The sequence below is a fragment of the Curtobacterium sp. MCBD17_026 genome, assembly GCF_003234895.2.
Classification (GTDB): Bacteria; Actinomycetota; Actinomycetes; order Actinomycetales; family Microbacteriaceae; genus Curtobacterium; species Curtobacterium flaccumfaciens.
The window spans coordinates 1376008-1400014 of sequence record NZ_CP126281.1; the positions used below are offsets into that span (position 1 = coordinate 1376008).

Genomic DNA, 24007 nt, shown 5'->3' on the forward strand with positions numbered 1-24007 from the left:
ACGACCCAGCTCCGGGTGGGTCGAATCACGAAGGCGCACGGGCTCAAGGGCGGCATCAAGCTCGAGCTCTACACGGACGACCCGGATCGTCGGTTCACCCCGGGCGCCACGTTCACGCTCCAGGTCCCCGACGACTCACCGTGGTCGGGCAAGACCCTCGAGCTGGACGAACTGCGCTGGTACAACGGTCACCCCGTCGCGTTCTTCGCCGGGATCGACGACCGCACCGCGGCCGAGTCCCTGGCGCGCATCATCCTCTGGGTCGAGCAGGACGCCGACGCCGAGACCGGTGAGGACGACGCCTGGTACGACCACCAGCTCGTCGGGCTCAAGGTCCTGCGTGACGGCGTCGAGGTCGGCACGGTCGCCCGTGTGGACCACATGCCCGCCCAGGACCTGCTCGCGATCGACACGCCGTCCCGCGGCGAGGTCCTCGTGCCGTTCGTCTCGGCCATCGTGCCGGCGGTCGACATCGCGGCCGGCACCGTCACGGTCACGCCGCCGCAGGGGCTGTTCGAGGACCCCGAGGACACCTCGCGCCCCGAGACGGTCACGGACTAGTCCCCGTGCGGATCGACATCGTCACGATCTTCCCGGAGTTCTTCTCCGTGCTCGACGTGTCCCTGCTGGGCAAGGCCCGCTCCGGCGGTCTGCTCGACCTGCACGTGCACGACCTGCGGTCGTGGACCACCGACCGGCACCGCACCGTCGACGACACCCCGTACGGCGGTGGTGCCGGCATGGTGATGAAGCCGGAGCCGTGGGCGCAGGCGCTCGAGGCGCTCTTCCGGCCCGACGGCTCGTCGACCCTGGTGGTCCCGACGCCGGCCGGCACGCCCTTCACGCAGTCCATCGCGCGGTCGCTCGCGTCGACGTCGGAGCACCTCGTGTTCGCCTGCGGGCGGTACGAGGGCATCGACGCCCGCGTCTTCGAGTGGGCGTCGACGCACGCCACCGTCGTGGAGCTCTCGCTCGGGGACTACGTGCTGAACGGCGGCGAGGTCGCCGCGATGGCGATGATCGAGGCCGTCGGTCGACTCGTCCCCGGGGTCGTCGGCAACCCCGAGTCGCTGGTCGAGGAGTCCCACGAGGACGGCCTGCTCGAGTACCCCTCGTACACCAAGCCCGCGTCGTGGCGCGGCCTGGACGTCCCCGACGTCCTGCTCAGCGGGCACCACGCCCGCGTCGGTGCCTGGCGGCACGAGCAGCAGCTGGAGCGGACGCGGCGCGTCCGTCCGGACCTGCTGCCGCCTGCGTGATCGGCTGGCGCGTCTGCCTGCTGAACGCGTTTCGGGCTGAGCGACACTCCTCGCGGTTCGTTCCGCGTGAACTGTCGCTGAGCACGAAACCCGGCCCCGCCGGGTCTGCCTGGAGGCACGGGGCGGGCCCGCACCGTGCCTCCCGTCCGTCAGACGGTCGGGTCGGCGCGCTGAGCGCGACGCAGGGTCAGGACCTCGGGGCCGGCCTCGGTGACCGCGACCGTGTGTTCGACGTGCGCGGCACGTGAGCCGTCGACGCTGCGCAGGGTCCAGCCGTCATCGTCCTGGTAGAGCTCGTCGGTCGTCTGCATGAGCCACGGCTCGATCGCGACGACCAGCCCCGGTCGGAGCTTCAGGCCGCGACCCGGACGGCCGTCGTTCGGCACGTGCGGATCCCCGTGCATCGTGCGACCGACGCCGTGCCCGCCGAACTGCAGGTTCACGTCGTGACCGGCCTCGTGCGCGACGTGACCGATGGCGTGCGAGACGTCGCCGAGCCTGTTGCCGGGAGCCGCCTGGGCGATGCCGGCGGCCAGCGCTCGCTCGACCGTGGCGATCAGGGCCTGGTCCTCGTCGCGCGGCGTGCCGACCTGGACGCTCACGGCGGAGTCCGCGACCCAGCCGCCGACGCTCGCGGCGAAGTCCAGGCTCACCAGGTCGCCGTCCTGCAGGGTGTGGTCGTGCGGCAGCCCGTGCAGGGCGGCGTCGTTCACCGAGGTGCAGAGGTTCTTGCCGAACGGCGACATGCCGAACGACGGGTGGTAGTCGACGTAGCAGCTCTCCGCCCCGCGTTCGGCGATCATCCTGGCCGCGACGCGGTCGAGGTCGAGCAGGTTGACGCCGACGTCGACGGTCTCGAGCAGCTCGTCGAGGACGTCGGCCACGAACCGGCCGGCGACGCGCAGTCCGTCCAGCTCGGCGGGGGTGCGGAGTTCGATCATGGGTCCATCCTCGTCGTTTTGTCTCCCGCGCTCTCTGTGGCAGTATTGAACGCTGTGCCCTGGCTGGACTCTGCCACGGGGGAGTCGCCGACACCGGGCACGCACCACCACTTTCCGAACCTTCGATCCGCGGCGACCCGTGCGCGTCCGCAGAGAGTGAAACCCACCATGAGCCAGCTCCTCGACAACGTCGACGCAGCATCGCTGCGTACCGACGTCCCGGACTTCCGCCCCGGCGACACCATCAAGGTGCACGTCAACATCATCGAAGGCACGCGCTCGCGTATCCAGGTCTTCCAGGGAGTCGTCATCGGCCGTCAGGGCCACGGCATCGGCGAGACCTTCAAGGTCCGCAAGGTGAGCTTCCAGGTCGGCGTCGAGCGCTGGTTCCCCGTGCACTCGCCGATCATCGACCACATCGAGATCGTCACGAAGGGTGACGTCCGTCGTGCGAAGCTCTACTACCTGCGCGAGCTCCGCGGCAAGGCGGCCCGCCGCAAGATCAAGGAGAAGCGCGACGCCTGATCGCCTTCACAGTGAACGTCCGCGAGCCGGACGGCGCTGCGAGCCCCTCGTCCATGTACGGTTGTGCATCGACGGGGGGCTCTTCCCATTGCGGGGAGTCAGTGGTTCGAACGAGAGCGGAAATGACGGACACGACAGAGGATTCCGGGCGCAGGCCACGTGCTGAGAAGCAACGGAACGGAGTCCTCACATTCCTCCGCGACCTCGTCATCATCTTCATCGCGGCACTGCTCGTGTCGTTCCTGGTCAAGACGTTCCTGATCCGGTCGTTCTACATCCCGTCGGCGTCGATGGAGAACACGCTGCAGATCAACGACCGGGTGATCGTCAACGAGCTCGTCCCCGGCGCCGTGGCCCTGAAGCGGGGGGACGTCGTCGTCTTCAAGGACCCGGGCGGCTGGCTCACCGGGTCCGAGGTGCCGAGCGTCACGCCGGACACCCAGCCCGCCAAGGCCATCGACTGGCTCCTCACGCAGGTCGGGCTCGGCACCGGTGACAGCGACGACCACCTGATCAAGCGCGTCATCGGGCTGCCGGGCGACAAGGTGTCCTGCTGCAACGACCTCGGACAGATGTCGGTCAACGGTGTGCCGATCAAGGAGCCGTACCTGAAGCTCCCCGCCGGCGCCCCGGCCTCGGCCACCGACTTCTCGGTCACCGTACCAAAGGGCACCATCTGGGTGATGGGCGACAACCGGAACGACTCGAAGGACTCCCGGTACAACGGCGACACCCCGTCGAAGGGCTTCGTCCCGATGTCCGACGTCACGGGCCGCGCGTTCGTCATCTCCTGGCCGGCGAGCCGCTGGACGTGGCTCGACGACCACCCCGAGGTGTTCGCCGGCGTGGAGGAGCGCGACGAGTGACCGCCGTCCGTCCGTCGCTCCGGGTCGAGAAGCGTCTGCTCGCCGAGGGCCGCGTGACGGTCATCGGCATGGACGAGGTCGGCCGTGGCGCCATCGCCGGTCCGGTCGGCGTCGGTGTGGCCGCGGTGACGCTCGACATCGGTCGTGTGCCCCAGGGACTCGCCGATTCCAAGCTGCTCTCCGAAGCGCGCCGGACCGACCTCGTGCCCGTCGTGCAGCGCTGGGCACGCACGGCGGTCGGCATGGCATCGGCGGAGTTCGTCGACCAGCAGGGCATCGTCCCGGCCCTCGGCGCGGCCGGTGCGCAGGCGCTCGGCTCCCTGGTCGCCGACGGGGTGTCGCTCGACGGCGCGGTGGTGGTGCTCGACGGCTCGTTCGACTGGTTGAGCCGCGCCCTGCCCGAGGCGCTCCGTCCGGCCGCCGATCCGCTCGAGGTCGTCGTCCGGGTCAAGGCCGACCGCGACTGTGCCTCGGTGGCTGCTGCGTCGGTGGTGGCGAAGGTCGCTCGTGACGCGCTCATGATCTCGGCGCACGACGAGGCTCCGCACTACGGGTGGGTGTCGAACAAGGGCTACGGGTCGACGGCGCACTACGACGCGATCCGGACGATCGGTGCGCACGCACTGCACCGGAAGTCCTGGCTGCACCAGGCCTCGAGCGTCGCACTGGACGGGTTCGACGAACTCGACGCCGTCGCGGGTTGAGCCCGTCGTCCGCTCGGCCCTCCGTCGCCGTAGACTGTGGGCGCAATGGATGAGGACGAATTCGACGACTACGACCGCGAGGTCGAGCTGGCCCTGTACCGCGAGTACCGAGACGTGGTGTCGCAGTTCCGTTACGTGGTCGAGACGGAGCGCCGTTTCTACCTGGCGAACGAGGTCGAACTCGTGCGCCGTGACACGGAGCACGACTTCTACTTCGAACTGACGATGAACGACGTCTGGGTCTGGGACGTCTACCGTTCCGACCGGTTCGTCAAGGGTGTCCGGGTACTCACGTTCAAGGACGTGAATGTCGAGGAACTCACGACGCGGGAACTCGAACTGCCGAAGGAACTCGCACTCGACGAGTGATCGTCAATTTGCTTTCCCCTGCTTCTTTCTCGGTGAATCGCCGCTGATCCGAACCGGCGGTGAATTGTTCGCGCTATTCTGATGGGGATTCAACCGCCCCACGAACAGGAGCACCCCATGGCACAGAAGGTCACCGTCCAGCTCGTCGACGACCTCGACGATTCCCCTATCACCACCGGTGAAGGTCGGACGGTCGAATTCGCGTTCGACGGCTCGTCGTACGAGATCGACCTGTCGAACGACAACGTCGACAAGTTCCGCGAGGCGATCTCCGACTACATCGCCGCAGCGCGCAAGGTGTCCGGTCGCCGAACCGGCGGCGGTTCCGCCCCGAAGTCCGCGCCGAAGCGCGGCAACTCGGAAGAGCTCGGCAAGATCCGCGAGTGGGCCAAGGAGAACGGGTACGAAGTCTCGTCCCGCGGCCGCATCTCGACGCAGGTGCAGGAAGCCTACGCAGCAGCGCACTGACGCTCGTCGCAGCAGGACCCGGGTGATCTCGATCGCCCGGGTCCTTCTTCTTTCCTCCACAGGGGCAATTCGCGGGCGCTGATTCCACAGACTCTCCGACTCCGCCGATCGGGGTGTTCGTTCCGGAGATCGTTGTCGTGGAGGCAACGACATGGAACAAGACGTGCAACGTCCACCGGGGCGGTCGCTCCGGAATGGTCGACTCGGACGATTCGGTGAAGAACGAGCGGTGGTCTGGCTCGAAGCGCGGGGATTCCGCGTGCTCGAGCGGAACTGGCGATGTGCCCGCGGCGAGATCGACATCGTCGCGTGGGATTCCTGCACGCTCGCGTTCATCGAGGTGAAGACCCGTTCCGGGGCCGCGACCGGCCACCCGTTCGAGGCGATCACCGCCGCGAAGCTCACCCGGATGCGGCGACTCGTGCCCGAGTGGTTCGACGCGCATCCCGAGGTCTCGGCGCGCGCGGTCCGGGTGGACGTCGTCGCGGTCCACGTCGACGGTCCCCGCACCGTCGTCGAGCATCTGGCGGGTGTGTTGTGACCGGCATCGGGCGCGCTGCCGCGGTCGCGCTCCTCGGGGTCACCGGTCGTCGCATCGAGGTCGAAGCGCACCTGACCAGTCAGCTCCCGGCGTTCAGCATCATCGGTCTGCCCGACACCTCGCTGGGTGAGGCACGGGAACGCGTGCGATCCGCGGCGGCGAACGCGGGGTGCCCGCTGCCCGCACGTCGGATCACCGTGAACCTGACCCCGGCGGCGATCCCGAAGCGCGGTTCGGGGTTCGACCTCGCCATCGCGATGGCCGTGCTCGCGGGTGCCGGTCTCGCGCCGGACGTCTCGGAGCGCATCGTCTACATCGGCGAGCTCGGCCTCGACGGGCGGGTGCGTCCGGTCCCCGGGGTGATCCCGATGCTGGTCGCCGCGCGCGACGCCGGTGCGGACCGCGTCGTGCTGCCCGTCGGCAACCTGACCGAGGCCCGCGTGGTCGGCGGGGTGCGGATCCGGGGCGTGGACTCGTTACGGGCGGCGGCGATCGACGCCGGGGCGCTCCTGCCGGCGGTCGAGGTCGATCCGGTGCTGCCGGTCCCGGTCACGTCGGTGCCGCGTCCCGTGGCCGAACTGTCGGACGTCGTGGGGAACCCGGTCGGCGTCCGAGCACTCATCGCCGCGGCGGCCGGGGGACACCACGCACTGCTGCTCGGGCCACCGGGCGCGGGCAAGACCATGCTCGCCGAGCGGCTGCCCGGGCTGCTGCCCGACCTCGACGACGAGACCGCGCTCGAGGTCGCCGCGGTCCGGTCCGTCGCCGGGCTGGGTCCCGCCTCGTGGAGCACGAAGCCGCCGTGGGAAGCCCCGCACCACTCCGCGTCGGCGGTCTCGCTCATCGGCGGCGGCTCGGGGGTCCTGCGCCCCGGCGCCGTGTCGCGCGCCACCGGGGGCATCCTGTTCCTCGACGAGGCGCCGGAGTTCCCGCGGGCCGTGCTCGACGCGCTCCGGCAGCCGCTCGAGTCCGGTCGGATCACGATCCACCGTGCGGCGGGCGCGGCCGAGTTCCCCGCACGCTGCCAGGTCGTCCTGGCGGCGAACCCCTGCCCGTGCGGCAACGCCGGTGGTGCGCACGGGCAGCCGTGCGAGTGCTCGCCGAGCACCGTCCGCCGGTACCTCGGCCGGATGTCGGGGCCACTGCTCGACCGGATGGACATCCGGGTGCTGGTGCCCCGGGTGACGACGGGTCGGATGCGGGACGCGGACGGCAGCACCCCGACGACGGCGGTCGCGCGTGCCGCGGTCGCGGCAGCCCGCGCCCGGATGGCGGAGCGACTGCACGGGACGGGATGGTCCCGCAACGCCGAGGTCACCGGGACGTGGCTCCGGGCCGAGGGGCGCATCGAACCCGGGTCGACGGCAGACCTCGACCGCGCACTCGACCTCGGCACCCTGACGATGCGCGGCTGGGACCGCGTGATGCGACTGGCGTGGACGCTGGCCGACCTCGACGCGGTGGAGCGGCCCACGGGTGCGCACGTCCGCGGAGCCCTCGCGCTGCGGAGCGCCCTGTGATCGCGGCGGGCACCGAGCTCCTCGACACGGTGGCGCGCCTGCTCGGGCCGAGCGGTGCGGCGGTCGACCCGGTGCAGGCCGCGGCCCGCGTCGCGTGGTCGGCCATCGTCGAGCCGGGGGACTCCGTCGCCGGAGAGCTCCTCGCCGGACTCGGACCGGAGCGCGCGCTCGGTGCGGTGCTGCTCGCCGCTGACAAGGACTTCGATCCGCTGCTGGGATGTTGCGTCGACGCCGAGGTACCGGGCGCCGAGGACCCCGCGGTGCTGCTCGGTGTGCTGCAGACCGCGGTGGAACGCTGGCGGCCCCGGCTGGCCGCCGTCGAGGTGGGCGACGTGCTGGCGGCGGCGGGAGCGGTCGGAGCCGGTCTGCTGGTCCCCGCGAGCGACGGGTGGCCGTCGGCGATGGACGACCTCGGTCCGCACGCCCCGGTGGTCCTCTGGACGCGCAGCTCGGGCGTGTGCCTCGGCGACGGGAGGCCGGCGCTCGGCGTCGTGGGGTCCCGGGCGAACACGGTGGCCGGGGCCGAGGCCGCGGCGGAGATCACGTCGACGGCGGCGGACGCCGGGTGCCGCATCGTGAGCGGGGGTGCCTACGGCATCGACGCGGTGGCGCACCGTGTCGCAGTCGCCGCCGGGACGCCCACGATCGCGGTCCTGGCCGGTGGCATCGACCAGCTCTACCCGGTGGGGAACGCGCAGTTGCTCCACAACGTGGCCCGGCAAGGGGCGTTGCTCGCCGAGTCGGCACCGGGGACGCGACCGACGCGGTGGCGCTTCCTCGCCCGGAACCGACTGATCGCCGCGCTGGCCGACGTCACGGTCGTGGTCGAAGCAGGCGCCCGGTCCGGGGCCCTCAACACCGCCCACCACGCCGCACAGCTCGGCCGGCCCGTGTTCGCGGTGCCGGGAGCGTTCGCGTCCTCGGCGTCGGTCGGGTGCCATCGACTCATCGCACAGGGGCGGGCACAGATCGTCGTGCACCCCGGGGATCCGGTCGCGGCGGTGAGGCCCGCGACCGGGACGAGCGGGGGAGCGGTGCGCGACGAACCGCTCCTGTCCGGCAGGCAGGATCCCGAGGTGCTCCGGGTGCTCGACGCGCTCGGCCGTCGCGCCCTGCCCGAGGCCGAGATCGCCCGCCGGGCCGGGATGTCGACGGCCGACGTCGCCGACGCGCTCGCGCTCGCACAGCTGCAGGGACTCGTCGTCGCCAGCGGCGGCGGGTGGGGTCGGGCATGACGTCCGGTCGCCGTACGCTGGCGTCGTGGTTGCGCGGACGGACAGTCGACTCGTGGTGGCGGTGGACGCCTTCCTCGGGCACGCCCGGCACGCGCGTGGCCTCAGCGAGCAGACCCTCCGCGCGTACGCCAACGACCTCGAGCAGCTCGTCGCGTTCGCGGACGGTCGCGGCATCGACCGCGTCGCCGACGTCGAGCTCGAGCTCCTGCGTGACTGGCTGTGGGACGCCGATCACCGCGGGCTCGCCCGGTCGACCATCGCCCGGCGGTCTTCGTCCGTGCGGGCGTTCACGCGTTGGGCGAGCGAGACCGGGGTGACGACGACCGACGCCGGGGTCCGGCTCCGCGCGCCGAAGGGTGGGTCGCACCTGCCTCGCGTGGTGTCGGCCGACCAGGTGCGCGCCCTGCTCGACGGACTCGGTGCCCGTGCGGCGACGGAGGACCCGACGGCGCTGCGGGACCTGGCCCTCGTCGAGCTCCTGTACGCGGCGGCCATCCGGGTCAGCGAACTCGTCGGGACGAACGTGACCGACGTCGATCGCGGACGCTTGACCGTGCGGGTGCTCGGCAAGGGCGGCAAGGAACGCGTGGTGCCGTTCGGGGTGCCGGCGCGGGACGCACTCGAGGCGTGGCTCGAGCGCGGACGGCCCGCCCTCGCGGCACGGGCGGAGGGACCGGCCGGCACGGCGCTGTTCCTCGGCGACCGAGGCACCCGACTCGGCGTCCGAAGTGCCTACCGCGTGGTGGCGCGGCTGCTCGGTGACCTGCCGGGCGAGGGCCCGAGTGGCCCGCACACCTTCCGGCACACCGCGGCGACGCACCTGCTCGACGGGGGAGCGGACCTGCGTGCGGTGCAGGAACTCCTCGGTCACGCCAGCCTCGGGACGACGCAGATCTACACGCACGTGTCGTCGGCCCGGCTGCGCGAGGTCTACCGGACAGCGCACCCGCGCGCCTGACGCTGCGCCGACGTGCGTCCCGGTCGGTTCCGCTCACCCGGGCCAGGCCGACTCGGGCAGCAGCACCGGCCACTCGGCCGGTGGCAGGTACGCCATCGGGTCGACGTAGCGACCGTCGACGCGAGCACCGAGGTGCAGGCACGGCGCCGACGCCGGACAGTGTCCGACCGAGACGCGTCCGACCGCCGCACCCCGCACGACGTCGTCTCCCGCGGCGACCAGGGGCGTCACCGAGTCGAGCGTGCTGACCAGCCCGTCGCCGTGGTCGATGGTCACGACGGAGCGGCCGCCCACCGCGCCGGCGAACGCCACGGTGCCGTCGTCCACCGCCGAGGCGGTGCTCCCGAGGACGGCCGGGACGTCGAGGCCCCGGTGGCCGGCGGCGTAGTCCGAGGACGCTGGTTCCCACGCGCGCTCGACGACCCGCGATCCGGTGGGCCAGACCCAGCGGGCCTCGACCCGGCCCGAGTCGGTCGCAGCACCCGCCAACGCCCCGGCGCCCGTCGACGGCGATGCACCGAGCACCGCCGTCCCGCTCAGCACCGCCGCGCACACCACGGACAGCAAGACGGAACGTGCAGTCGATCGCATGTTCCCAGCCTCGGCCGTGGAACCGGCCCCGGGGCGGAGCCGAGGTGATCCGTGGAGGGTGAGTCCCGCCTCCAGGCCCTGGGGAGGAACCATGCAGCGACGGGCGCGACGGGCGCGACGGGCGCGACGGAACCGACGTCGTACGACAACGACACCGTCGATCCGCCTCCGCACGGGAGCGAGTCGTGTCGATCACGCCCCGGTTATGACCAGATCCCGAGCGAGGAGTACAGTCGGGGCCGCTCCGGAACACGCAACGCCGCTCGGACGGCGAACCAGCCGACCGCCGGGGCACCGTGCTGCACACCGGCACGGCGGCAGAACCCAGGAGCATCGTGTCCACCACGACCACCGGGCACGGCGAAGACCGTGCGTTCAAGGGGAAGGTCACCCTGTTCGCCATCGCGGCGGCGGTCGGTGGCTTCCTGTTCGGCTTCGACTCGTCCGTCATCAACGGCGCCGTCGACGCGATCAAGGGCGAGTTCGACCTCTCCGACGCGGCGAGCGGGTTCGCGGTCGCCTCGGCCCTGATCGGCTGCGCGTTCGGCGCCTACTTCGCAGGCCGCCTCGCCGACCGCTACGGCCGCACCCGGATCATGTTCTGGGCCGCCGTGCTGTTCTTCGTCTCGTCGATCGGGTCGGCGTTCGCGTTCGCGACGTGGGACCTCGTGATCTGGCGTCTGGTCGGCGGTCTCGGCATCGGTACTGCCTCGGTCATCGCACCGGCGTACATCTCCGAGGTGTCCCCGAAGGCGATCCGCGGGCGGCTGGCCTCGTTCCAGCAGCTGGCGATCACGCTCGGTATCTTCGCCGCGCTCCTGTCCGACCAGCTCTTCGCCGTCACCGCGGGCAGCGCCTCGGCCGAGGTCTGGGGCCTGGCGGCCTGGCGCTGGATGTTCCTGGTCGGGGTGATCCCCTCGGTCGTCTACGGCGTCCTGGCGATCACGCTGCCGGAGTCCCCGCGCTACCTCCTCACCAAGGGTCGTGCTGACGACGCGCGCGTGGTGATGGGCAAGATCGTCCCGCGCGACACCGTGAACACGAGCCTGGAGGAGATCCAGGACGGCATCAAGAAGGAAGCGAACGAGAAGAAGGGCTCCATCCGGGGCAACCGCTTCGGGCTCCAGCCGATCGTCTGGGTGGGCATCATCCTCGCCGTGCTGCAGCAGTTCGTCGGCATCAACGTGATCTTCTACTACTCGACGACGCTCTGGCAGGCCGTCGGCTTCAAGGAGGAGGACTCGTTCCTCATCTCCACGATCACCTCGGTGGTCAACGTCGCCGTCACCTTCGTGGCGATCTTCCTGGTCGACAAGGTCGGTCGTAAGCCGCTGCTCGTCGCCGGTTCGGCGGGCATGTTCGTCTCGCTGACCATGGTCGCCATCGCGTTCTCGCAGGCGACGATCGTCGACGGCAGCCCGAGCCTCCCCGGCTCGTGGGGCGTCATCGCGCTGATCTTCGCGAACCTCTTCGTGGTGTCCTTCGGCGCCACGTGGGGCCCGCTCATGTGGGTGCTGCTCGGCGAGATGTTCCCGAACCGCATCCGGGCCACGGCGCTGGGCATCGGCTCGGCCGCCAACTGGATCGCGAACTTCATCGTGACGATCTCGTTCCCGGTGCTCTCGGGCTTCAACCTGACGGTCACCTACGGCATCTACGCGCTGTTCGCACTGCTGTCGCTGTTCTTCGTCATCGCCAAGATCCCGGAGACCAAGGGCCGCTCGCTCGAGGAGATGGGCATCTCCGCCGACGGCGAAACGGTGGACGCCAAGGCCTGATCGGCCGGTCGCGCACCGCGTCAGTTCCGCACGGATCGCCGGAAGGGAGGCCCGGATCACGTCAGCCGCGAGGCGCGCGTGATCCGGGCCTCCCTTCTGTTAGCATCTATCCAGCAGCGTGCTGATGCGCGCTGACTTCGCGTGTCCACCAGGCCCTCACCGGCTCGGTACCCGACCACCGGTCCCGCTCCCACGAGCGGGCGGTCGCGTGCCAGGACACCAGGGACCACGACCGACGGTCGTGATCGACACAACCGCAACAGGTCCGCAGGGACGTGCGAGAGCACGGCTGCGCGCCGAGAACACAGAAGGAGGACGGCACATGGCCGTCGTCACCATCCGCCAGCTGCTCGACAGCGGCGTCCACTTCGGACACCAGACCCGTCGGTGGAACCCGAAGGTGAAGCGCTTCATCCTCGCCGAGCGCTCGGGCATCCACATCATCGACCTGCAGCAGTCGCTGGCCTTCATCGACCGCGCGTACGACTTCGTCAAGGAGACGGTCGCGCACGGTGGCACGATCCTCTTCGTGGGCACCAAGAAGCAGGCCCAGGGCTCCATCGCCGAGCAGGCGACCCGCGTCGGCCAGCCGTACGTCAACCAGCGTTGGCTCGGCGGTCTGCTCACGAACTTCCAGACGGTCTCCAAGCGCCTCGCGCGCATGAAGGAGCTCGAGGAGATCGACTTCGACGACACGACGAAGGGCTTCACCAAGAAGGAGCTCCTCATCAAGAAGCGCGAGCTGGACAAGCTCCACAAGACCCTCGGTGGTATCCGCAACCTCACGCGGACCCCGAGCGCGCTCTGGATCGTCGACACCAAGAAGGAGCACCTCGCCGTCGACGAGGCGCAGAAGCTCGGTATCCCGATCATCGGCATCCTCGACACCAACTGCGACCCCGACGAGATCACGTACCCGATCCCGGGCAACGACGACGCGATCCGCTCCGTCGGTCTCCTGACCCGCATCGTCGCCGACGCCGCGGCCGAGGGCCTGAAGACCCGCCACAACGGTGGCGACGAGGACGAGGCCAGCGAGCCCCTCGCCGAGTGGGAGCAGGAGCTCCTCGGTGGCGAGACCGCCGCCACGACCGAGGCGCCCGCCGCCCCCGTCGAGGAGAACGACGCTGACGCGCAGGTCGCCGCGAAGGAGATCGGCGAGCCGATCGCCGACGAGGCGAAGAACGCGGAGCCGACGGCCGAGGCCGAGGCAGCCGCGGAGACCACCCCCGCCGAGTGAGTCGCCGGGGCGCCGGACCCACCGGGTCCGGCGCCCCGACTGCACTCCACTCTCCACACACGTACAGTCCAGAAAGGACTCCAGTCAATGGCAAACTTCACCGCTGCTGACGTGAAGAAGCTCCGCGAGGACCTCGGCGCCGGCATGATGGACGCGAAGAACGCGCTCGTCGAGGCCGACGGCGACTACGACAAGGCCGTCGAGCTGCTCCGCATCAAGGGTGCCAAGGCCGTCGCCAAGCGCGACGACCGTGCCACCTCCGAAGGCGTCGTCGTCGCGACCTCCGAGAACGGCGCCGCCACGGTCGTCGAGCTCGCGAGCGAGACCGACTTCGTCGCGAAGAACGAGAAGTTCACCACCCTCGCAGACAAGGTGCTGGGCGCGGTCGCCGCTGCCGGTGCCGCCGACGTCGCTGCCGCCAACGCCGCGCCGCTGGACGGCAAGACCGTCCTCGAGGTCGTCAACGAGGCCGCTGCCGCGCTGGGCGAGAAGCTCGAGGTCCGCACGGTCCGCCGTGTCGAGGGTTCGGCCTTCGAGATCTACCTGCACAAGACCAGCCAGGACCTGCCGCCGCAGATCGCCGTCGTCATCGCGTACGAGGGTGACAACGCCGCCGAGGCACGTTCGATCGCGCAGCACGTCGCGTTCGCGAACCCGACGTACCTGACCCGCGACGAGGTCCCGGCCGAGGCCATCGAGAAGGAGCGTGCGACCGTCGAGGCGATCACGCGCGAAGAGGGCAAGCCCGAGGCTGCGCTCCCGAAGATCGTCGAGGGCCGGGTGAACGCCTACATCAAGCAGGTGTCGCTCCTCGACCAGGACTACGCGAAGGACAACAAGATCTCCGTCGCGAAGGCCGCCGAGAACGCCGGCATCACGATCCAGGGCTTCGCCCGCGTCAAGGTCGGCGCGTAACGAACCCGTGACGGGGTCAGGAACCAACCAGGTTCCTGGCCCCGTTTTTCGCGCGCACGGGCACGGCACGCGCGCGACACATCCGCGAGTACATTTCCACGAGACCACGACGAAGGGTGCGGACCAGATGACCGACGAGAAGACCGGACGACGCCGCGTTCTGCTGAAGCTGTCGGGAGAGGCGTTCGGCGCCGGCTCCCTCGGGGTGAACCCCGACGTGATCGGCACCATCGCCAAGGAGATCGCCGTCGCCGCGCGCGAGGTCGAGATCGCGATCGTCGTCGGCGGGGGCAACTTCTTCCGGGGTGCCGAGCTCTCGCAGCGCGGCATGGACCGCGGCCGCGCCGACTACATGGGCATGCTCGGCACGGTGATGAACGCACTCGCGCTGCAGGACTTCCTCGAGCAGGCGGGAGCTGCAACGCGCGTGCAGTCCGCCATCGCGATGACCCAGGTCGCCGAGCCGTACATCCCGCGGCGCGCCGAGCGGCACCTCGAGAAGGGCCGGGTTGTCATCTTCGGCGCCGGTGCCGGGCTGCCGTACTTCTCGACCGACACGGTCGCGGCGCAGCGTGCGCTCGAGATCAAGGCGGACGAGGTCCTCGTCGCCAAGAACGGCGTCGACGGCGTGTACACCGCCGACCCGAAGAAGGACGCGACGGCCGAGAAGCTGCACCACGTGACCTACCAGGACGCGCTGCTGAAGGGCCTCAAGGTCGTCGATGCCACCGCGTTCTCGCTCTGCATGGACAACGGCATGCCGATGCACGTCTTCGGCATGGAGGGCGAGGGCAACGTCCAGGCCGCGATCCGTGGCGAGCGCATCGGCACCGTCGTCAGCAACTGACCCCCGCGCTGACTAGACTCGACGCCAGTACCGAAGGAGTAACACCGTGATCAGTGATGTCCTGACCGAAGCCACCGAGAAGATGGCGAAGGCCGTGGAGGTCGCCAAGGACGACTTCTCGACCGTCCGTACCGGCCGGATCAACGCCGCGCTCTTCCAGAAGATCCCGGTCGACTACTACGGCACGCCGACGCCGCTCGCGCAGCTCGCGTCCCTGCAGACGCCCGAGGCCCGCACGCTCATCGTCACGCCGTACGACAAGTCGGCGCTCAAGGAGATCGAACGCTCCATCGCGACGTTCCCGAACCTCGGCGCCAGCCCGTCGAACGACGGCGAGATCGTCCGCGTGACGATCCCGGAGCTCACGCAGGACCGCCGCAAGGAGTTCGTCAAGCTCGTCCGCGGCAAGGGCGAGGACCACAAGGTCGTCATCCGCAACATCCGCCGCAAGGCCAAGGACGACCTCGACGCGCTCAAGGGTGAGATCTCCGACGACGAGATCTCGCGTGGCGACAAGGACCTCGAGGCCCTGACGAAGAAGCACGTCGACCAGATCGACGACGCGCTGAAGAAGAAGGAAGCCGAACTCCTCGAGGTCTGATGCGTCGCTCCGACCAGGGCGATGACCGCCCCACAGCAGAGCACGGGCCCGCGTCGAGCGGGCCCGTGAAGAAGGGGCTCCGTCAGGACTTCGATGCGCGTGCACGAGCGGCGCGCTCCGACTTCGAGGCGCAGCTCCGCCAGCGCAAGGCCGAATTCGGCGCGCGCAACGAAGCGCTGACCGCGCGGACCGGGCGCAATCTGCCGGCGGCGATCGGGATCGCGCTCGCGTTCGCGGTCGTGATGCTCGGCACGCTGCTCCTCTGGCCGCCGTCCTTCATGGTGGTCGCGGCGTTCCTGCTGGGCGTCGGCGTCTACGAGTTGACGAGCGCGATGCGGTTCGCCGGTCGCGACGTCCCGCGGATCCCGAGCGTCGCGGTCGCGGTCGCGATCGTTCCGGCGGCGTTCCTGCTCGGGCAGGTGGCGGCGCTGTTCACCCTGCTCGGCGGCATCGTCCTGATCAGCGTCTGGCGACTGGTCGAGGTCGCCGTCGCGCGGCAGAAGCCCCCGGCCGGCAACGTCGCCCGTGACCTCACCAACGGGTTGTTCGTCCAGGCCTACATCTCGCTGCTCGGCGCCTGCGTCGTGCTGCTCTCCGCTCAGCTCGACGGCAACCTCTGGGTGATCGGTTTCATCCTCGTCGTCGTCGCGGTCGACACCGGCGCGTACGCCACCGGGCTGAACCTCGGCAAGCACCCGATGGCACCTCGCATCAGCCCCAAGAAGACGTGGGAGGGTTTCGCCGGGTCCGTGGCGGCGAGCATCGTCGTCGGCATCCTGGTGGCCCTGTTCATGCTCGGGCTGCCCTGGTGGACGGGTGTCCTGCTCGGTGTGCTCATCTCCGGTTCGGCCACGCTGGGTGACCTGACCGAGTCGATGATCAAGCGCGACCTCGGCATCAAGGACATCTCGTCGTTCCTGCCCGGACACGGCGGCCTGCTCGACCGCATCGACAGCATCCTGCCGTCCGCCGCGGTCGCCTACGTGCTGTACCTCATCGTCAACCACTGACCGCGGTCGGGTCGGCTGAACGCCGCACTCAGCGCGTCCAGGTTGTGCCACGGGTCCGGACTGGCAGAATGACGCCGTGGCCACCACCTTCCCGACCGCAGCCCGTTCCGCTCTCGGTTACGACGTCGACGAAGTCGAGCGTTTCCTCGAGGACGCCCGGCGCGCGTACTCCGCCGACGACAGCGCCCCCGGCATCGAGGCCGCGAAGATCCGCGCCACGGCCTTCTCGATGCGCAAGGGCGGGTACTCCACGTCGCACGTCGACGCTGCGCTCGAGCGGCTCGAGGACGCCTTCGCGGCCCGTGAGCGTGAGCGGGAGATGAGCGAGGTCGGCAAGAAGGCCTGGTACGCAGAAGCACGGACGAAGGCATCCGACGTCGTGGCGCGGCTCGAGCGGCCGGACGGTCAGCGGTTCAGCCGGGTCAGCGTGCTCGGCACCGGCTACCACCCGAAGGACGTCGACGCGTTCGCCGCCCGGCTCGCCGGGTACTTCCGCGAGGGCAAGCCGCTCAGCCTCACCGAGGTCCGTTCGATCGTCTTCCGCCCGAAGCACGGCGGGTACCGCGAGGCGCAGGTCGACGCGCTGCTCGACGCCGTCGTCGAAGTGATGCTCGCTGTCCGGTGACGACGCGCTGTCCCCAGGTGCTTCGCTTTCCGTGATCGTTCCGTTACCCTGGTCCTACTCATGGGCAGGCACACGGCAGACTCAAGCTCCGACCGCGATACCCGCGAGCACCTCAGCCTCCAGGCTTCCGGTGAGCGCCGCGCGGCAATGCAGCGAACCCGCACGACGGAGACGTCGGCGTTCGGGGTGACCCCGCAGGCAGCGCCCGCGACGACGGGTCCGGTCGCCACGCCGAAGTCGGTGGCGGCGAACCGCGTCTCCGACGAGCGTGTGGCGTCCTTCGCCCACGATGCCCTCGTCGACGCCGACCAGCGTCCCGCGAAGCAGCGCACCGCGACGGTGCAGCGCCGTGCGACGCCGAAGCTCGTCAAGCCCGCCGCATCGTCGGTGAACGCCGTGGCCCGCAAGCGCGCGACCGCCCCGATGATGTCCTTCGTCGGCGTGTTCCTGTTCGTCGGCGGCTCGCTGTTCAACCCGCTGCAGGCCGACGTCGCACAGGCCGCCGTCGACACCCCGGTGCTCGTGAAGACGCCGCCGGCACCGCAGCAGTACACCGCGCACGGCACCTACGCCGTGGCCGCCGCCGACCGTGACGGCTACGACGTCACCGTCCCGGCCCCGAAGGTCGTCAAGCCCGTCGTCGAAGAGGACGAGGCCGACGCCGAGACCACCGACGACACCGCGGCCACCGAGACCCAGCCGGTCTCGGCCGCCAACACGCTCGCCGCCACCGCCGCGACGCCCGACCCGGGCAGCGCGCAGGCGATCGCCCTGCAGCAGGTCACGGCTCGTGGCTGGGGGACCGACCAGTACAACTGCCTGGTCTCGCTGTGGAACAAGGAGTCCGGCTGGCGGGTGAACGCCTACAACCCGAGCGGTGCGTACGGCATCCCGCAGGCCCTCCCCGGCAGCAAGATGGCCACGGCCGGCGCCGACTGGCAGACCAACCCGGCGACGCAGATCACCTGGGGTCTCAACTACATCGCCGGCGTCTACGGCACCCCCTGTGGTGCCTGGGGTCACAGCCAGGCCAACAACTGGTACTGATCGGCTGCTCGGGTGCCGCGCAGCAACCGACCGCGGCGTCCCCGTGGTCGCGACGTCGAGCCTGACGAGGAGACCACCCTCGACCGGCTGATGAGCTCGTGGAAGCGCACCGAGGTCCGTCACGGTCGCGAGTACCAGGTGCAGCCGATCTCGGCCGCGTCGGCGCAGAAGGAGTACATCTGCCCGGGGTGCGGCGGAACGGTCCTGCCCGGCACCGCCCACGTGGTCGTCTGGCGCGCGGACGGCGTGCTCGGTGACGCCGCCGACCTGGCGTCGCGCCGGCACTGGCACAACCACTGCTGGAGCATCGCATGATCGAGCACGACACCGAGATCCGATCCGCCACCGAGTTGCCGGCCCGTCGCACCGAGGTCGAGCTCGTCACGGACGACCACCTGACGCTCGTCGGTGAGCTCGCCGAGCCTGCCGACACCTCGGCTCGCGGAACCATCGTCACGCTCCATCCCCTGCCGACCGCGCACGGGTTCATGGACTCGCACGTGCTCAAGAAGGCTGCCGCACGGTTGCCCGCCCTCGCCGACATCGCGGTGCTGCGGTTCAACTTCCGGTCCGTCACGTCGCCGCGCGGCACCTCCGAGGGCGTCTTCGGCGAGGGTGTGTCCGAGGGCTTCGACCTGCGAGCCGCCGTCGCCGAGGTCATCGACCGCGGCCTGCCGACCCCGTGGCTGGTCGGCTGGTCGTTCGGCACCGAGGTGATCCTCAAGCACGCGCTCGAACACGTCGAGGCAGGCACGGTCGCCGGGGTCGTCCTGCTGTCCCCGCCGCTGCACCGCACCTCGGACGAGGAACTCGTCCGCTGGGCTGCCGTCGGGGTCCCGGTCGTGGCGCTCGTCCCGGAGCACGACGACTTCCTGCAGCCCGAGGCCGCGGCGGCACGGTTCGCGCTCGCCCCGAACGTCCGGGTCGTGGCGGTCGCGGGCGCGAAGCACCTGTGGGTGGGGGAGCGGTACGTGCGGATCGTCCTCGACGCGATCGCCGACCTCGTCGTGCCGGGCAGCGCGCCGCTGCCGACCCGCTGGCCCGTCTGACGACGCCCGGAAGGCGCCCTGCGGCCCGCCACCTGCACCAGGTGGGACTGCCTGGAGGCGCGGGTCGCGCCTCCGGGCAGTGGACCGTCAGCGTTCGGTCGCGTCCACGTCGTCGTCAGCGTCCGCATCCGACGCTGCGGCCGGCGCCGTGCCGAGCAGGCCCGTGGCGTTCGTGAGGACGCCGCGGAGGTTCTCGAGGTACCCCGCGACGGCTTCGCGTTCGGTCCGGATCGCCGCCAGGCGGTCCTCGGCCTCGGCGATGACGCCGGCGGTGCGCTCCTCGGCGTCGGCGACCATCCGGTGCACGCGGTCCTGCGCGTCGGCGACGATGGTGCGCGCGTGCTCCTGGGCCTCGGCCGTGCTCGTGCGCTCGAGGTCGTCGGCCTCCTGCTGCAGGCGCTCGGCGCGCTCCCGGGCCTCGGTCGCGCGACGCGTGGCCTCGGCGAGCTGCAGGTTCGCCTCGTCCAGGTACTTCTGCGTCTCGGTCACCGTCTCGTGGTGCTTCCGCAGGTAGTCCTGCTCGGCGTCGTCACGTCGGGAAGCGAGCTCCGACTCGAGCGTCGTGCGGGCTTCGTCGCGCTCCCGGGCGATCTCGGCGCGGACCTCGTCGCGCTCCTTCACCAGGGCGGCGCGGGCGGTGTCGATCTCCTGCCGCAGGGCGGTGCGCTCGGCCTCGAGCACCCCGAGCTCGGCGGTGCGGCGGTCGGCGATCTCGGTGTCGACCTCGGCGTGCTCGCGCTCGCGTCGGGCGGCGATGGCGTTCTCGTGCTCACGGAGCGCGCGCTCGGCTGCCGCAACGGCCTCCGCGCGCTCCTGCGCGATCCGGGCGTCGTGCTCCTCGAGCTCACGGGCGATCCGGTCGGCGGTCTCCTGCACCAGGCGCGCGTTCTCGACGCGCGTCTGTTCCTCGTCGACGCGGAGCTGCGCGCGGGCCGCTTCGACCTCCTGCTCCAGTGCGGTGCGGGCGGCGGCGAGTTCGCGGTCCCACTGGGCGCGGGCGGCGGCGAGTTCCTCGTCGAGCTCGCGGCGGCGGTCGGCGACCTCGCTGTCGAGTTCGGCGCGACGGCGGGTGACCTCGGACTCGAGTTCGGCGCGACCGGTCTCGAGTGCCAGCGCGTGTGCCTGCTGCTCCTCGTCACGCTCACGGTGCCAGGCGGCACGACCCTCGGTGACCTCGCGCTCGAGGGCCTCGCGCCGGGTCGTCTCCTCACGGTCGAGGTCCTCGGTACGGCGGGTGTGGTCGGCTTCGAAGACCGTCCGGCGGTGCTCGGTCTCGCGGTCGAGCTCGGCGGCGGCGGTGCGGGCCTCGGCGGACTCCCGCTGGGCGATCTCGCGCAGTTCTGCGACCTCGTGCTCGACCTGGGCGCGCAGGGCGTTCGTCTCGCGGATGGCGATGGAGCGGACCTCGGCGGCCTCGGTCACGGCGGCACCGCGGATCGCGGCCGCTTCGTTCCGGGCGTCCTGCGTGAGCAGGCCGGCCTCGGCGCGGGCGCGCTCGACGGTGTCGGCTGCCTCGGCGCGGGCGCGGGTGAGCTCGTTGGTGGCGCGGGTACGGGCGTCCTCGAGGGTGTCGCGCGCTTCTTCCTGTGCTTCGCGGACGGTGCGCTCGGCTTCGGTGCGGCTCGAGGCACGGAGCCGCTGGGCGTCGATGTCCGCCTGGCTGATGAGCCGGGTCGACTGCTCCTCGGCCACGCGCAGGGTGGACTCGAGGCGGGTGCCGAGTCCGCTGTACGTGGGGGTGCCGGCTTCGTCGAGCTCGCCCTGCAGCTCGGAGACCCGGGCCTGCAGGAGACGGATCTCCTTCGCGGCGTCGGCGCGGTCGTTGTTCGACTTGATGAGCTCGCGGCGCAGGTCGTTCAGTGCGCGTTCCACCTCGTCGCGGCGGTACCCGCGCAGCTCGGTTCCGAACTCGGCCTCGTCGTTCGCCACGTGTCGCTCCTGGGGTCGGCAGCGGGCCAGGTTCGGCCCGCTGCCGATTGTAGTGGGGGCCGGAGCGGGGCGTCTGAGTCCGGCGACAGCGCGGATTGATGCACTGTCCAGCGTTGCTCGCTATCCTGAGTCGCTGATTCGCGCGCCGACATCCCCACCCCGGCGCGGTAGGGAGAGAGTTCGTGCGATTCGTCCTGGCGATCGTCAGTTTCGTCATCGGTCTGCTGCTCGTGGCGCTGGCGGTGGGACAGCGGACCGTGTTCGCGCCGCCGTCCTCGCTCGTGGCCGAGAGCTCGACGACCAGTTCCGCCCCGGTGACGGTGATCCCGGGGACGACCCTCAACGCCAACCCCGGCTACCAGCGCATCAACGTGTCCGGCTCCGGCAAGGTCTTCGCGGCCTACGGCAAGACCGCCGACGTCGACGCCTGGATCGGTGACGCCGAGCACACCACGCTCCGCTTCGACGCCGAGAAGGGTTCGCTCGTCGGGTCGACCACGGGCAGCGAGACCAGCGTCCCCTCGCCCGGGGGCAGCGACCTCTGGTACCAGGAGTACGACGGCGCCGGGCAGTTCACCGTGCGTCTGCCGCAGGACGTCTCGGTGCTGGTCGTCAGCGACGGCAAGGCCGCGGCCCCGAGCGACGTGTCCGTCACCTGGCCGCAGGACACCGCGACCCCGGCGGTCGGTCCGCTGCTCGTGGCCGGTGGCGTGTTCGTCGTCGGAGGCCTCGTGCTGCTCGTCCTCGCGTTCCTGCACCAGCGCCGCGGCCGCGGTCCCCGTCGCCGTAGTGGGGGCAGCCGGCCGCCGCGGGTGCGCGCCTCGCGCCGTGCTGCCGCAGCCGGTGCGCAGGTGCCGCGTCCTGGTCGCCGCGGCACGCGCGCCTTCGTCGGCGTGCCGGTGCTGCTCGTCGGTGCCCTGACCCTGGCCGGCTGTTCCTCGGACTACTGGCCGCAGGGCGGCGACCCGTCGCTCGCCACGCCGACCCCGACGGCCACTGCCACGGGGGCTGCGGAGACGACCGAGCCGACGGCTGCGACCAAGCAGCAGATCACCCGCGTCGTGCAGCGCACCGCCGCCGTGGCGAAGCAGGCCGACGAGACCCGCGACAGCAGGCTCGCCGGGACCCGTTTCACGGGCGCCGCGCTCGAGCTGCGCGAGGCGAACTACGCGATCCGCGCGAAGGACACGGACGTCAAGGCGCCGCCGGCGATCTCGGCCGCGCAGGTGTGCGTCGCGCTGCCGCAGCAGACCGACAGCTGGCCGCGCACGGTCTTCACGATCGTCGCCGAGGACTGCGACGCCAAGTCGGCCCCGCAGGCCCTGACCCTGGTGCAGGACACCGCTCGCGATCCGTACAAGGTGGCGTACGACGTCTCGCTCGAGGCCGACGCGAAGATCCCGAGCCTCGCGCCGACGACGATCGGTGCCGCACTGCTCGCGCCGGAGTCGAAGCTCCTGACGATCCAGCCCGACCAGGTCGCGACCGCGTACGGCGACATCCTGTCGAAGGACACCGCCAGCGAGTACGCCGACCTGTTCGCGAGCGAGGGTGATGCGCTCCGCACCACCATCGGCAAGGCGTACAAGGACAAGAAGGCCAAGGCCCTGCCGGACACGGCGAAGATCGAGTACTCGTCCGAGGTCCCGGCCGACTCCGCCGTCGCCATCGCGACCGACGACGCCGGTGCCCTGGTCTCCGCCGACCTGGACGAGGTCGAGAAGGTGACCCCGACCGCCTCGGGCGCCGAGGTGAACACCGAGGGTGCCGTCAAGGCACTGTCCGGCGTGGACACGAGCAAGAAGGGCATCAGCGCGACCTACAGCGTCCAGCTGCTCTTCTACGTGCCGCCGGTCGCCTCGGATGGCAAAGTGGTCCTGCTCGGGTTCACACAGGGCCTGACCGCAGCGAGTGAGGTGCAATGAGCAACATCCCCCCGACCCCGTCCGGGCTCCGCGGAGCCGTGGACCTGTCGTCCCTCGTCGACCGCGCACAGCGGCCGCCCCAGCCGTCCGGTGCTCCGGCCCCGGCGGGTTCCACTGGCGGTGCCGTGCCCGGTACCGAAGCCGACACCGCGAACGGCGCCGACCTGACGGTGCCGTCGCTCGTGATCGACGTCACCGATGCGACGTTCCAGGACGTCCTGCAGCTGTCGACCATCGTCCCGGTCATCGTGGACATCTGGGCCGAGTGGTGTGGGCCGTGCAAGCAGCTCTCGCCGATCCTCGAGCAGCTCACCGCGGAGTACGACGGCCGCGTGGTGCTCGCCAAGGTGGATGCCGACACGAACCCGCAGCTCGTGCAGGCGTTCCAGGCGCAGTCGATCCCGACCGTGGCCGCCGTGATCGGCGGACGCCCGCTCGGGCTCTTCGTCGGGGCACTGCCCGAGGCGCAGGTCCGCGACGTCTACGAGCAGGTGCTCCAGGCGGCCGAGCAGAACGGCGTGACCGGTCGCGTCACCGTCGACGGCGGAGCGGCCCCCACCGACGCCGAGCAGGGCGAGCCGGAGCCGGAGCCGCTCCCGCCGCACCACCAGGCCGCGTACGACGCGATCGAGCGGGGCGACTTCGCCACCGCGATCGAGGAGTACAAGACCGCGATCCTGCAGGACCCGCACGACCAGATGGCCGTCGCCGGCCTCGCACAGGTGTCGCTGCTCGATCGGCTCAACGGCCGGACGGCCGACGAGATCCGTGCGGCAGCGGCCGCCGGCCCGCAGGACGTCCAGGCGCAGCTGGCGGTCGCCGACCTCGACATCTCGGGCGGGCACGTCGACGACGCCTTCGGGCGTCTGCTCGACCTCGTGCCGACGGTGTTCGGCGATGACCGCGAGGCCCTGCGTGTCCGGCTCGTCGAGTACTTCGAGCTCATCGGTAGCGAGGACCCGCGCGTCGTCGCGGCGCGTCGTCGCCTGGCGAACGCCCTGTACTAGACCCGTAGGGTCCTCGCGGCGGAGAAGACGCCGTCGTCACACCGAGACGCCGCCGGA

General features: G+C 70.9%; 26 protein-coding genes. 23 read left to right on the forward strand and 3 right to left on the reverse strand.

The annotated features are described in order from the left end of the window. The first annotated feature begins 15 nt into the window (after positions 1-15). Both rimM and trmD read left to right on the forward strand, forming a co-directional pair. Complete coding sequence (gene rimM / locus DEI85_RS06525; protein ID WP_171907871.1) at positions 16-561, forward strand: ribosome maturation factor RimM; 546 nt, start codon at positions 16-18, stop codon at positions 559-561. 5 nt (positions 562-566) lie between these two features. Next, complete coding sequence (gene trmD / locus DEI85_RS06530) at positions 567-1259, forward strand: tRNA (guanosine(37)-N1)-methyltransferase TrmD (RefSeq protein ID WP_111090481.1); 693 nt, start codon at positions 567-569, stop codon at positions 1257-1259. A gap of 149 nt (positions 1260-1408) precedes the next feature. On the opposite strand, the gene map is transcribed toward trmD, so the two are convergent. Then, complete coding sequence (gene map / locus DEI85_RS06535; RefSeq protein WP_111123467.1) at positions 1409-2200, reverse strand: type I methionyl aminopeptidase; 792 nt, start codon at positions 2198-2200, stop codon at positions 1409-1411. A gap of 168 nt (positions 2201-2368) precedes the next feature. Here map and rplS point away from each other — a divergent pair, with 168 nt between their 5' ends. The 9 genes from rplS (at position 2369) to DEI85_RS06580 (ending at position 9386) form a co-directional block, all read left to right on the forward strand. Continuing rightward, the gene (gene rplS, locus DEI85_RS06540) at positions 2369-2725 is read left to right on the forward strand and encodes a 50S ribosomal protein L19 (protein ID WP_017888254.1); all 357 of its coding nucleotides are present in this window, start codon (positions 2369-2371) and stop codon (positions 2723-2725) included. 122 nt (positions 2726-2847) lie between these two features. Next, positions 2848-3591, forward strand: coding sequence for a signal peptidase I (lepB, locus tag DEI85_RS06545; RefSeq protein ID WP_110859094.1), 744 nt, complete (start codon positions 2848-2850; stop codon positions 3589-3591). Further along, positions 3588-4295, forward strand: coding sequence for a ribonuclease HII (gene rnhB / locus DEI85_RS06550; protein WP_110859093.1), 708 nt, complete (start codon positions 3588-3590; stop codon positions 4293-4295). The genes lepB and rnhB overlap by 4 nt, the downstream gene beginning before the upstream one ends. 45 nt (positions 4296-4340) lie before the next feature. Beyond that, positions 4341-4664 carry a DUF2469 family protein gene (locus DEI85_RS06555; RefSeq protein WP_017888251.1) on the forward strand — a complete coding sequence of 108 codons (324 nt, stop codon included), beginning with the start codon at positions 4341-4343 and terminating at the stop codon, positions 4662-4664. A gap of 117 nt (positions 4665-4781) precedes the next feature. Beyond that, entirely contained in the window at positions 4782-5132 is a 351-nt protein-coding gene (locus DEI85_RS06560) for a histone-like nucleoid-structuring protein Lsr2 (RefSeq protein ID WP_017888250.1), read from the forward strand. 151 nt (positions 5133-5283) lie between these two features. Next, positions 5284-5673 (forward strand): YraN family protein, encoded by a 390-nt coding sequence (locus DEI85_RS06565; RefSeq protein ID WP_051596761.1) that lies wholly within the window; start codon positions 5284-5286, stop codon positions 5671-5673. Then, complete coding sequence (locus tag DEI85_RS06570; protein WP_111090479.1) at positions 5670-7193, forward strand: YifB family Mg chelatase-like AAA ATPase; 1524 nt, start codon at positions 5670-5672, stop codon at positions 7191-7193. Before DEI85_RS06565 ends, DEI85_RS06570 begins: the two co-directional genes overlap by 4 nt. Next, positions 7190-8428: a DNA-processing protein DprA gene (dprA, locus tag DEI85_RS06575; protein ID WP_111090478.1), complete on the forward strand. Its 1239-nt coding sequence runs from the start codon at positions 7190-7192 to the stop codon at positions 8426-8428. The genes DEI85_RS06570 and dprA overlap by 4 nt, the downstream gene beginning before the upstream one ends. 25 nt (positions 8429-8453) lie before the next feature. Beyond that, a complete protein-coding gene (locus tag DEI85_RS06580; RefSeq protein ID WP_258369803.1) occupies positions 8454-9386 on the forward strand; it encodes a tyrosine recombinase XerC in 933 nt (310 codons plus the stop codon). A gap of 33 nt (positions 9387-9419) precedes the next feature. Here DEI85_RS06580 and DEI85_RS06585 read toward each other — a convergent pair whose 3' ends face one another. After that, positions 9420-9977 (reverse strand): murein hydrolase activator EnvC family protein, encoded by a 558-nt coding sequence (locus DEI85_RS06585; RefSeq protein WP_181436352.1) that lies wholly within the window; start codon positions 9975-9977, stop codon positions 9420-9422. Between the two features lie 335 nt (positions 9978-10312). Between DEI85_RS06585 and DEI85_RS06590 the strand changes: the two genes are divergently transcribed. The 10 genes from DEI85_RS06590 to DEI85_RS06635 all read left to right on the forward strand — a co-directional run bounded on the left by DEI85_RS06590 (position 10313) and on the right by DEI85_RS06635 (position 19089). Continuing rightward, on the forward strand, positions 10313-11755 hold the full coding sequence (locus DEI85_RS06590) for a sugar porter family MFS transporter (protein WP_258369802.1): 1443 nt from the start codon (positions 10313-10315) through the stop codon (positions 11753-11755). A 322-nt stretch (positions 11756-12077) separates the two neighbouring features. Further along, the gene (rpsB, locus tag DEI85_RS06595) at positions 12078-12995 is read left to right on the forward strand and encodes a 30S ribosomal protein S2 (protein WP_027465874.1); all 918 of its coding nucleotides are present in this window, start codon (positions 12078-12080) and stop codon (positions 12993-12995) included. Positions 12996-13082: 87 nt separating this feature from the next. Further along, complete coding sequence (gene tsf, locus DEI85_RS06600; RefSeq protein ID WP_111090475.1) at positions 13083-13910, forward strand: translation elongation factor Ts; 828 nt, start codon at positions 13083-13085, stop codon at positions 13908-13910. A gap of 127 nt (positions 13911-14037) precedes the next feature. Further along, positions 14038-14757: a UMP kinase gene (gene pyrH / locus DEI85_RS06605; protein ID WP_110859085.1), complete on the forward strand. Its 720-nt coding sequence runs from the start codon at positions 14038-14040 to the stop codon at positions 14755-14757. A 46-nt stretch (positions 14758-14803) separates the two neighbouring features. Beyond that, complete coding sequence (gene frr, locus DEI85_RS06610) at positions 14804-15358, forward strand: ribosome recycling factor (protein ID WP_110859084.1); 555 nt, start codon at positions 14804-14806, stop codon at positions 15356-15358. Positions 15359-15423: 65 nt separating this feature from the next. After that, positions 15424-16368, forward strand: coding sequence for a phosphatidate cytidylyltransferase (locus DEI85_RS06615; protein ID WP_111123493.1), 945 nt, complete (start codon positions 15424-15426; stop codon positions 16366-16368). 76 nt (positions 16369-16444) lie between these two features. Next, positions 16445-16993: a DivIVA domain-containing protein gene (locus tag DEI85_RS06620; protein WP_071406375.1), complete on the forward strand. Its 549-nt coding sequence runs from the start codon at positions 16445-16447 to the stop codon at positions 16991-16993. A 147-nt stretch (positions 16994-17140) separates the two neighbouring features. Beyond that, positions 17141-18040 (forward strand): aggregation-promoting factor C-terminal-like domain-containing protein, encoded by a 900-nt coding sequence (locus tag DEI85_RS06625; protein WP_258369801.1) that lies wholly within the window; start codon positions 17141-17143, stop codon positions 18038-18040. Positions 18041-18052: 12 nt separating this feature from the next. After that, complete coding sequence (locus DEI85_RS06630) at positions 18053-18355, forward strand: Rv1322 family protein (protein WP_111103455.1); 303 nt, start codon at positions 18053-18055, stop codon at positions 18353-18355. After that, positions 18352-19089, forward strand: a complete 738-nt coding sequence (locus tag DEI85_RS06635) for an alpha/beta hydrolase (protein WP_111123465.1) — start codon at positions 18352-18354, stop codon at positions 19087-19089. The genes DEI85_RS06630 and DEI85_RS06635 overlap by 4 nt, the downstream gene beginning before the upstream one ends. Positions 19090-19176: 87 nt before the next feature. Here the strand turns inward: DEI85_RS06635 and DEI85_RS06640 are convergent, their stop codons facing one another. Beyond that, complete coding sequence (locus DEI85_RS06640; RefSeq protein ID WP_181436351.1) at positions 19177-21018, reverse strand: coiled-coil domain-containing protein; 1842 nt, start codon at positions 21016-21018, stop codon at positions 19177-19179. Positions 21019-21200: 182 nt separating this feature from the next. Between DEI85_RS06640 and DEI85_RS06645 the strand changes: the two genes are divergently transcribed. Beyond that, a complete protein-coding gene (locus DEI85_RS06645; RefSeq protein ID WP_111123464.1) occupies positions 21201-22943 on the forward strand; it encodes a DUF8094 domain-containing protein in 1743 nt (580 codons plus the stop codon). After that, the gene (locus DEI85_RS06650; protein WP_110859080.1) at positions 22940-23950 is read left to right on the forward strand and encodes a tetratricopeptide repeat protein; all 1011 of its coding nucleotides are present in this window, start codon (positions 22940-22942) and stop codon (positions 23948-23950) included. The genes DEI85_RS06645 and DEI85_RS06650 overlap by 4 nt, the downstream gene beginning before the upstream one ends. Positions 23951-24007: the final 57 nt, after the last annotated feature.

Excerpts from the sequence above, each read along its gene's own strand:
- map (WP_111123467.1), bottom strand. The coding sequence starts at position 2,200 with ATGATCGAACTCCGCACCCCCGCCGAGCTGGACGGACTGCGCGTCGCC.
- rplS (WP_017888254.1), top strand. The coding sequence starts at position 2,369 with ATGAGCCAGCTCCTCGACAACGTCGACGCAGCATCGCTGCGTACCGAC.
- lepB (WP_110859094.1), top strand. The coding sequence starts at position 2,848 with ATGACGGACACGACAGAGGATTCCGGGCGCAGGCCACGTGCTGAGAAG.
- DEI85_RS06555 (WP_017888251.1), top strand. The coding sequence starts at position 4,341 with ATGGATGAGGACGAATTCGACGACTACGACCGCGAGGTCGAGCTGGCC.
- DEI85_RS06560 (WP_017888250.1), top strand. The coding sequence starts at position 4,782 with ATGGCACAGAAGGTCACCGTCCAGCTCGTCGACGACCTCGACGATTCC.
- DEI85_RS06565 (WP_051596761.1), top strand. The coding sequence starts at position 5,284 with ATGGAACAAGACGTGCAACGTCCACCGGGGCGGTCGCTCCGGAATGGT.
- DEI85_RS06585 (WP_181436352.1), bottom strand. The coding sequence starts at position 9,977 with ATGCGATCGACTGCACGTTCCGTCTTGCTGTCCGTGGTGTGCGCGGCG.
- rpsB (WP_027465874.1), top strand. The coding sequence starts at position 12,078 with ATGGCCGTCGTCACCATCCGCCAGCTGCTCGACAGCGGCGTCCACTTC.
- tsf (WP_111090475.1), top strand. The coding sequence starts at position 13,083 with ATGGCAAACTTCACCGCTGCTGACGTGAAGAAGCTCCGCGAGGACCTC.
- pyrH (WP_110859085.1), top strand. The coding sequence starts at position 14,038 with ATGACCGACGAGAAGACCGGACGACGCCGCGTTCTGCTGAAGCTGTCG.
- DEI85_RS06625 (WP_258369801.1), top strand. The coding sequence starts at position 17,141 with ATGCAGCGAACCCGCACGACGGAGACGTCGGCGTTCGGGGTGACCCCG.
- DEI85_RS06635 (WP_111123465.1), top strand. The coding sequence starts at position 18,352 with ATGATCGAGCACGACACCGAGATCCGATCCGCCACCGAGTTGCCGGCC.
- DEI85_RS06650 (WP_110859080.1), top strand. The coding sequence starts at position 22,940 with ATGAGCAACATCCCCCCGACCCCGTCCGGGCTCCGCGGAGCCGTGGAC.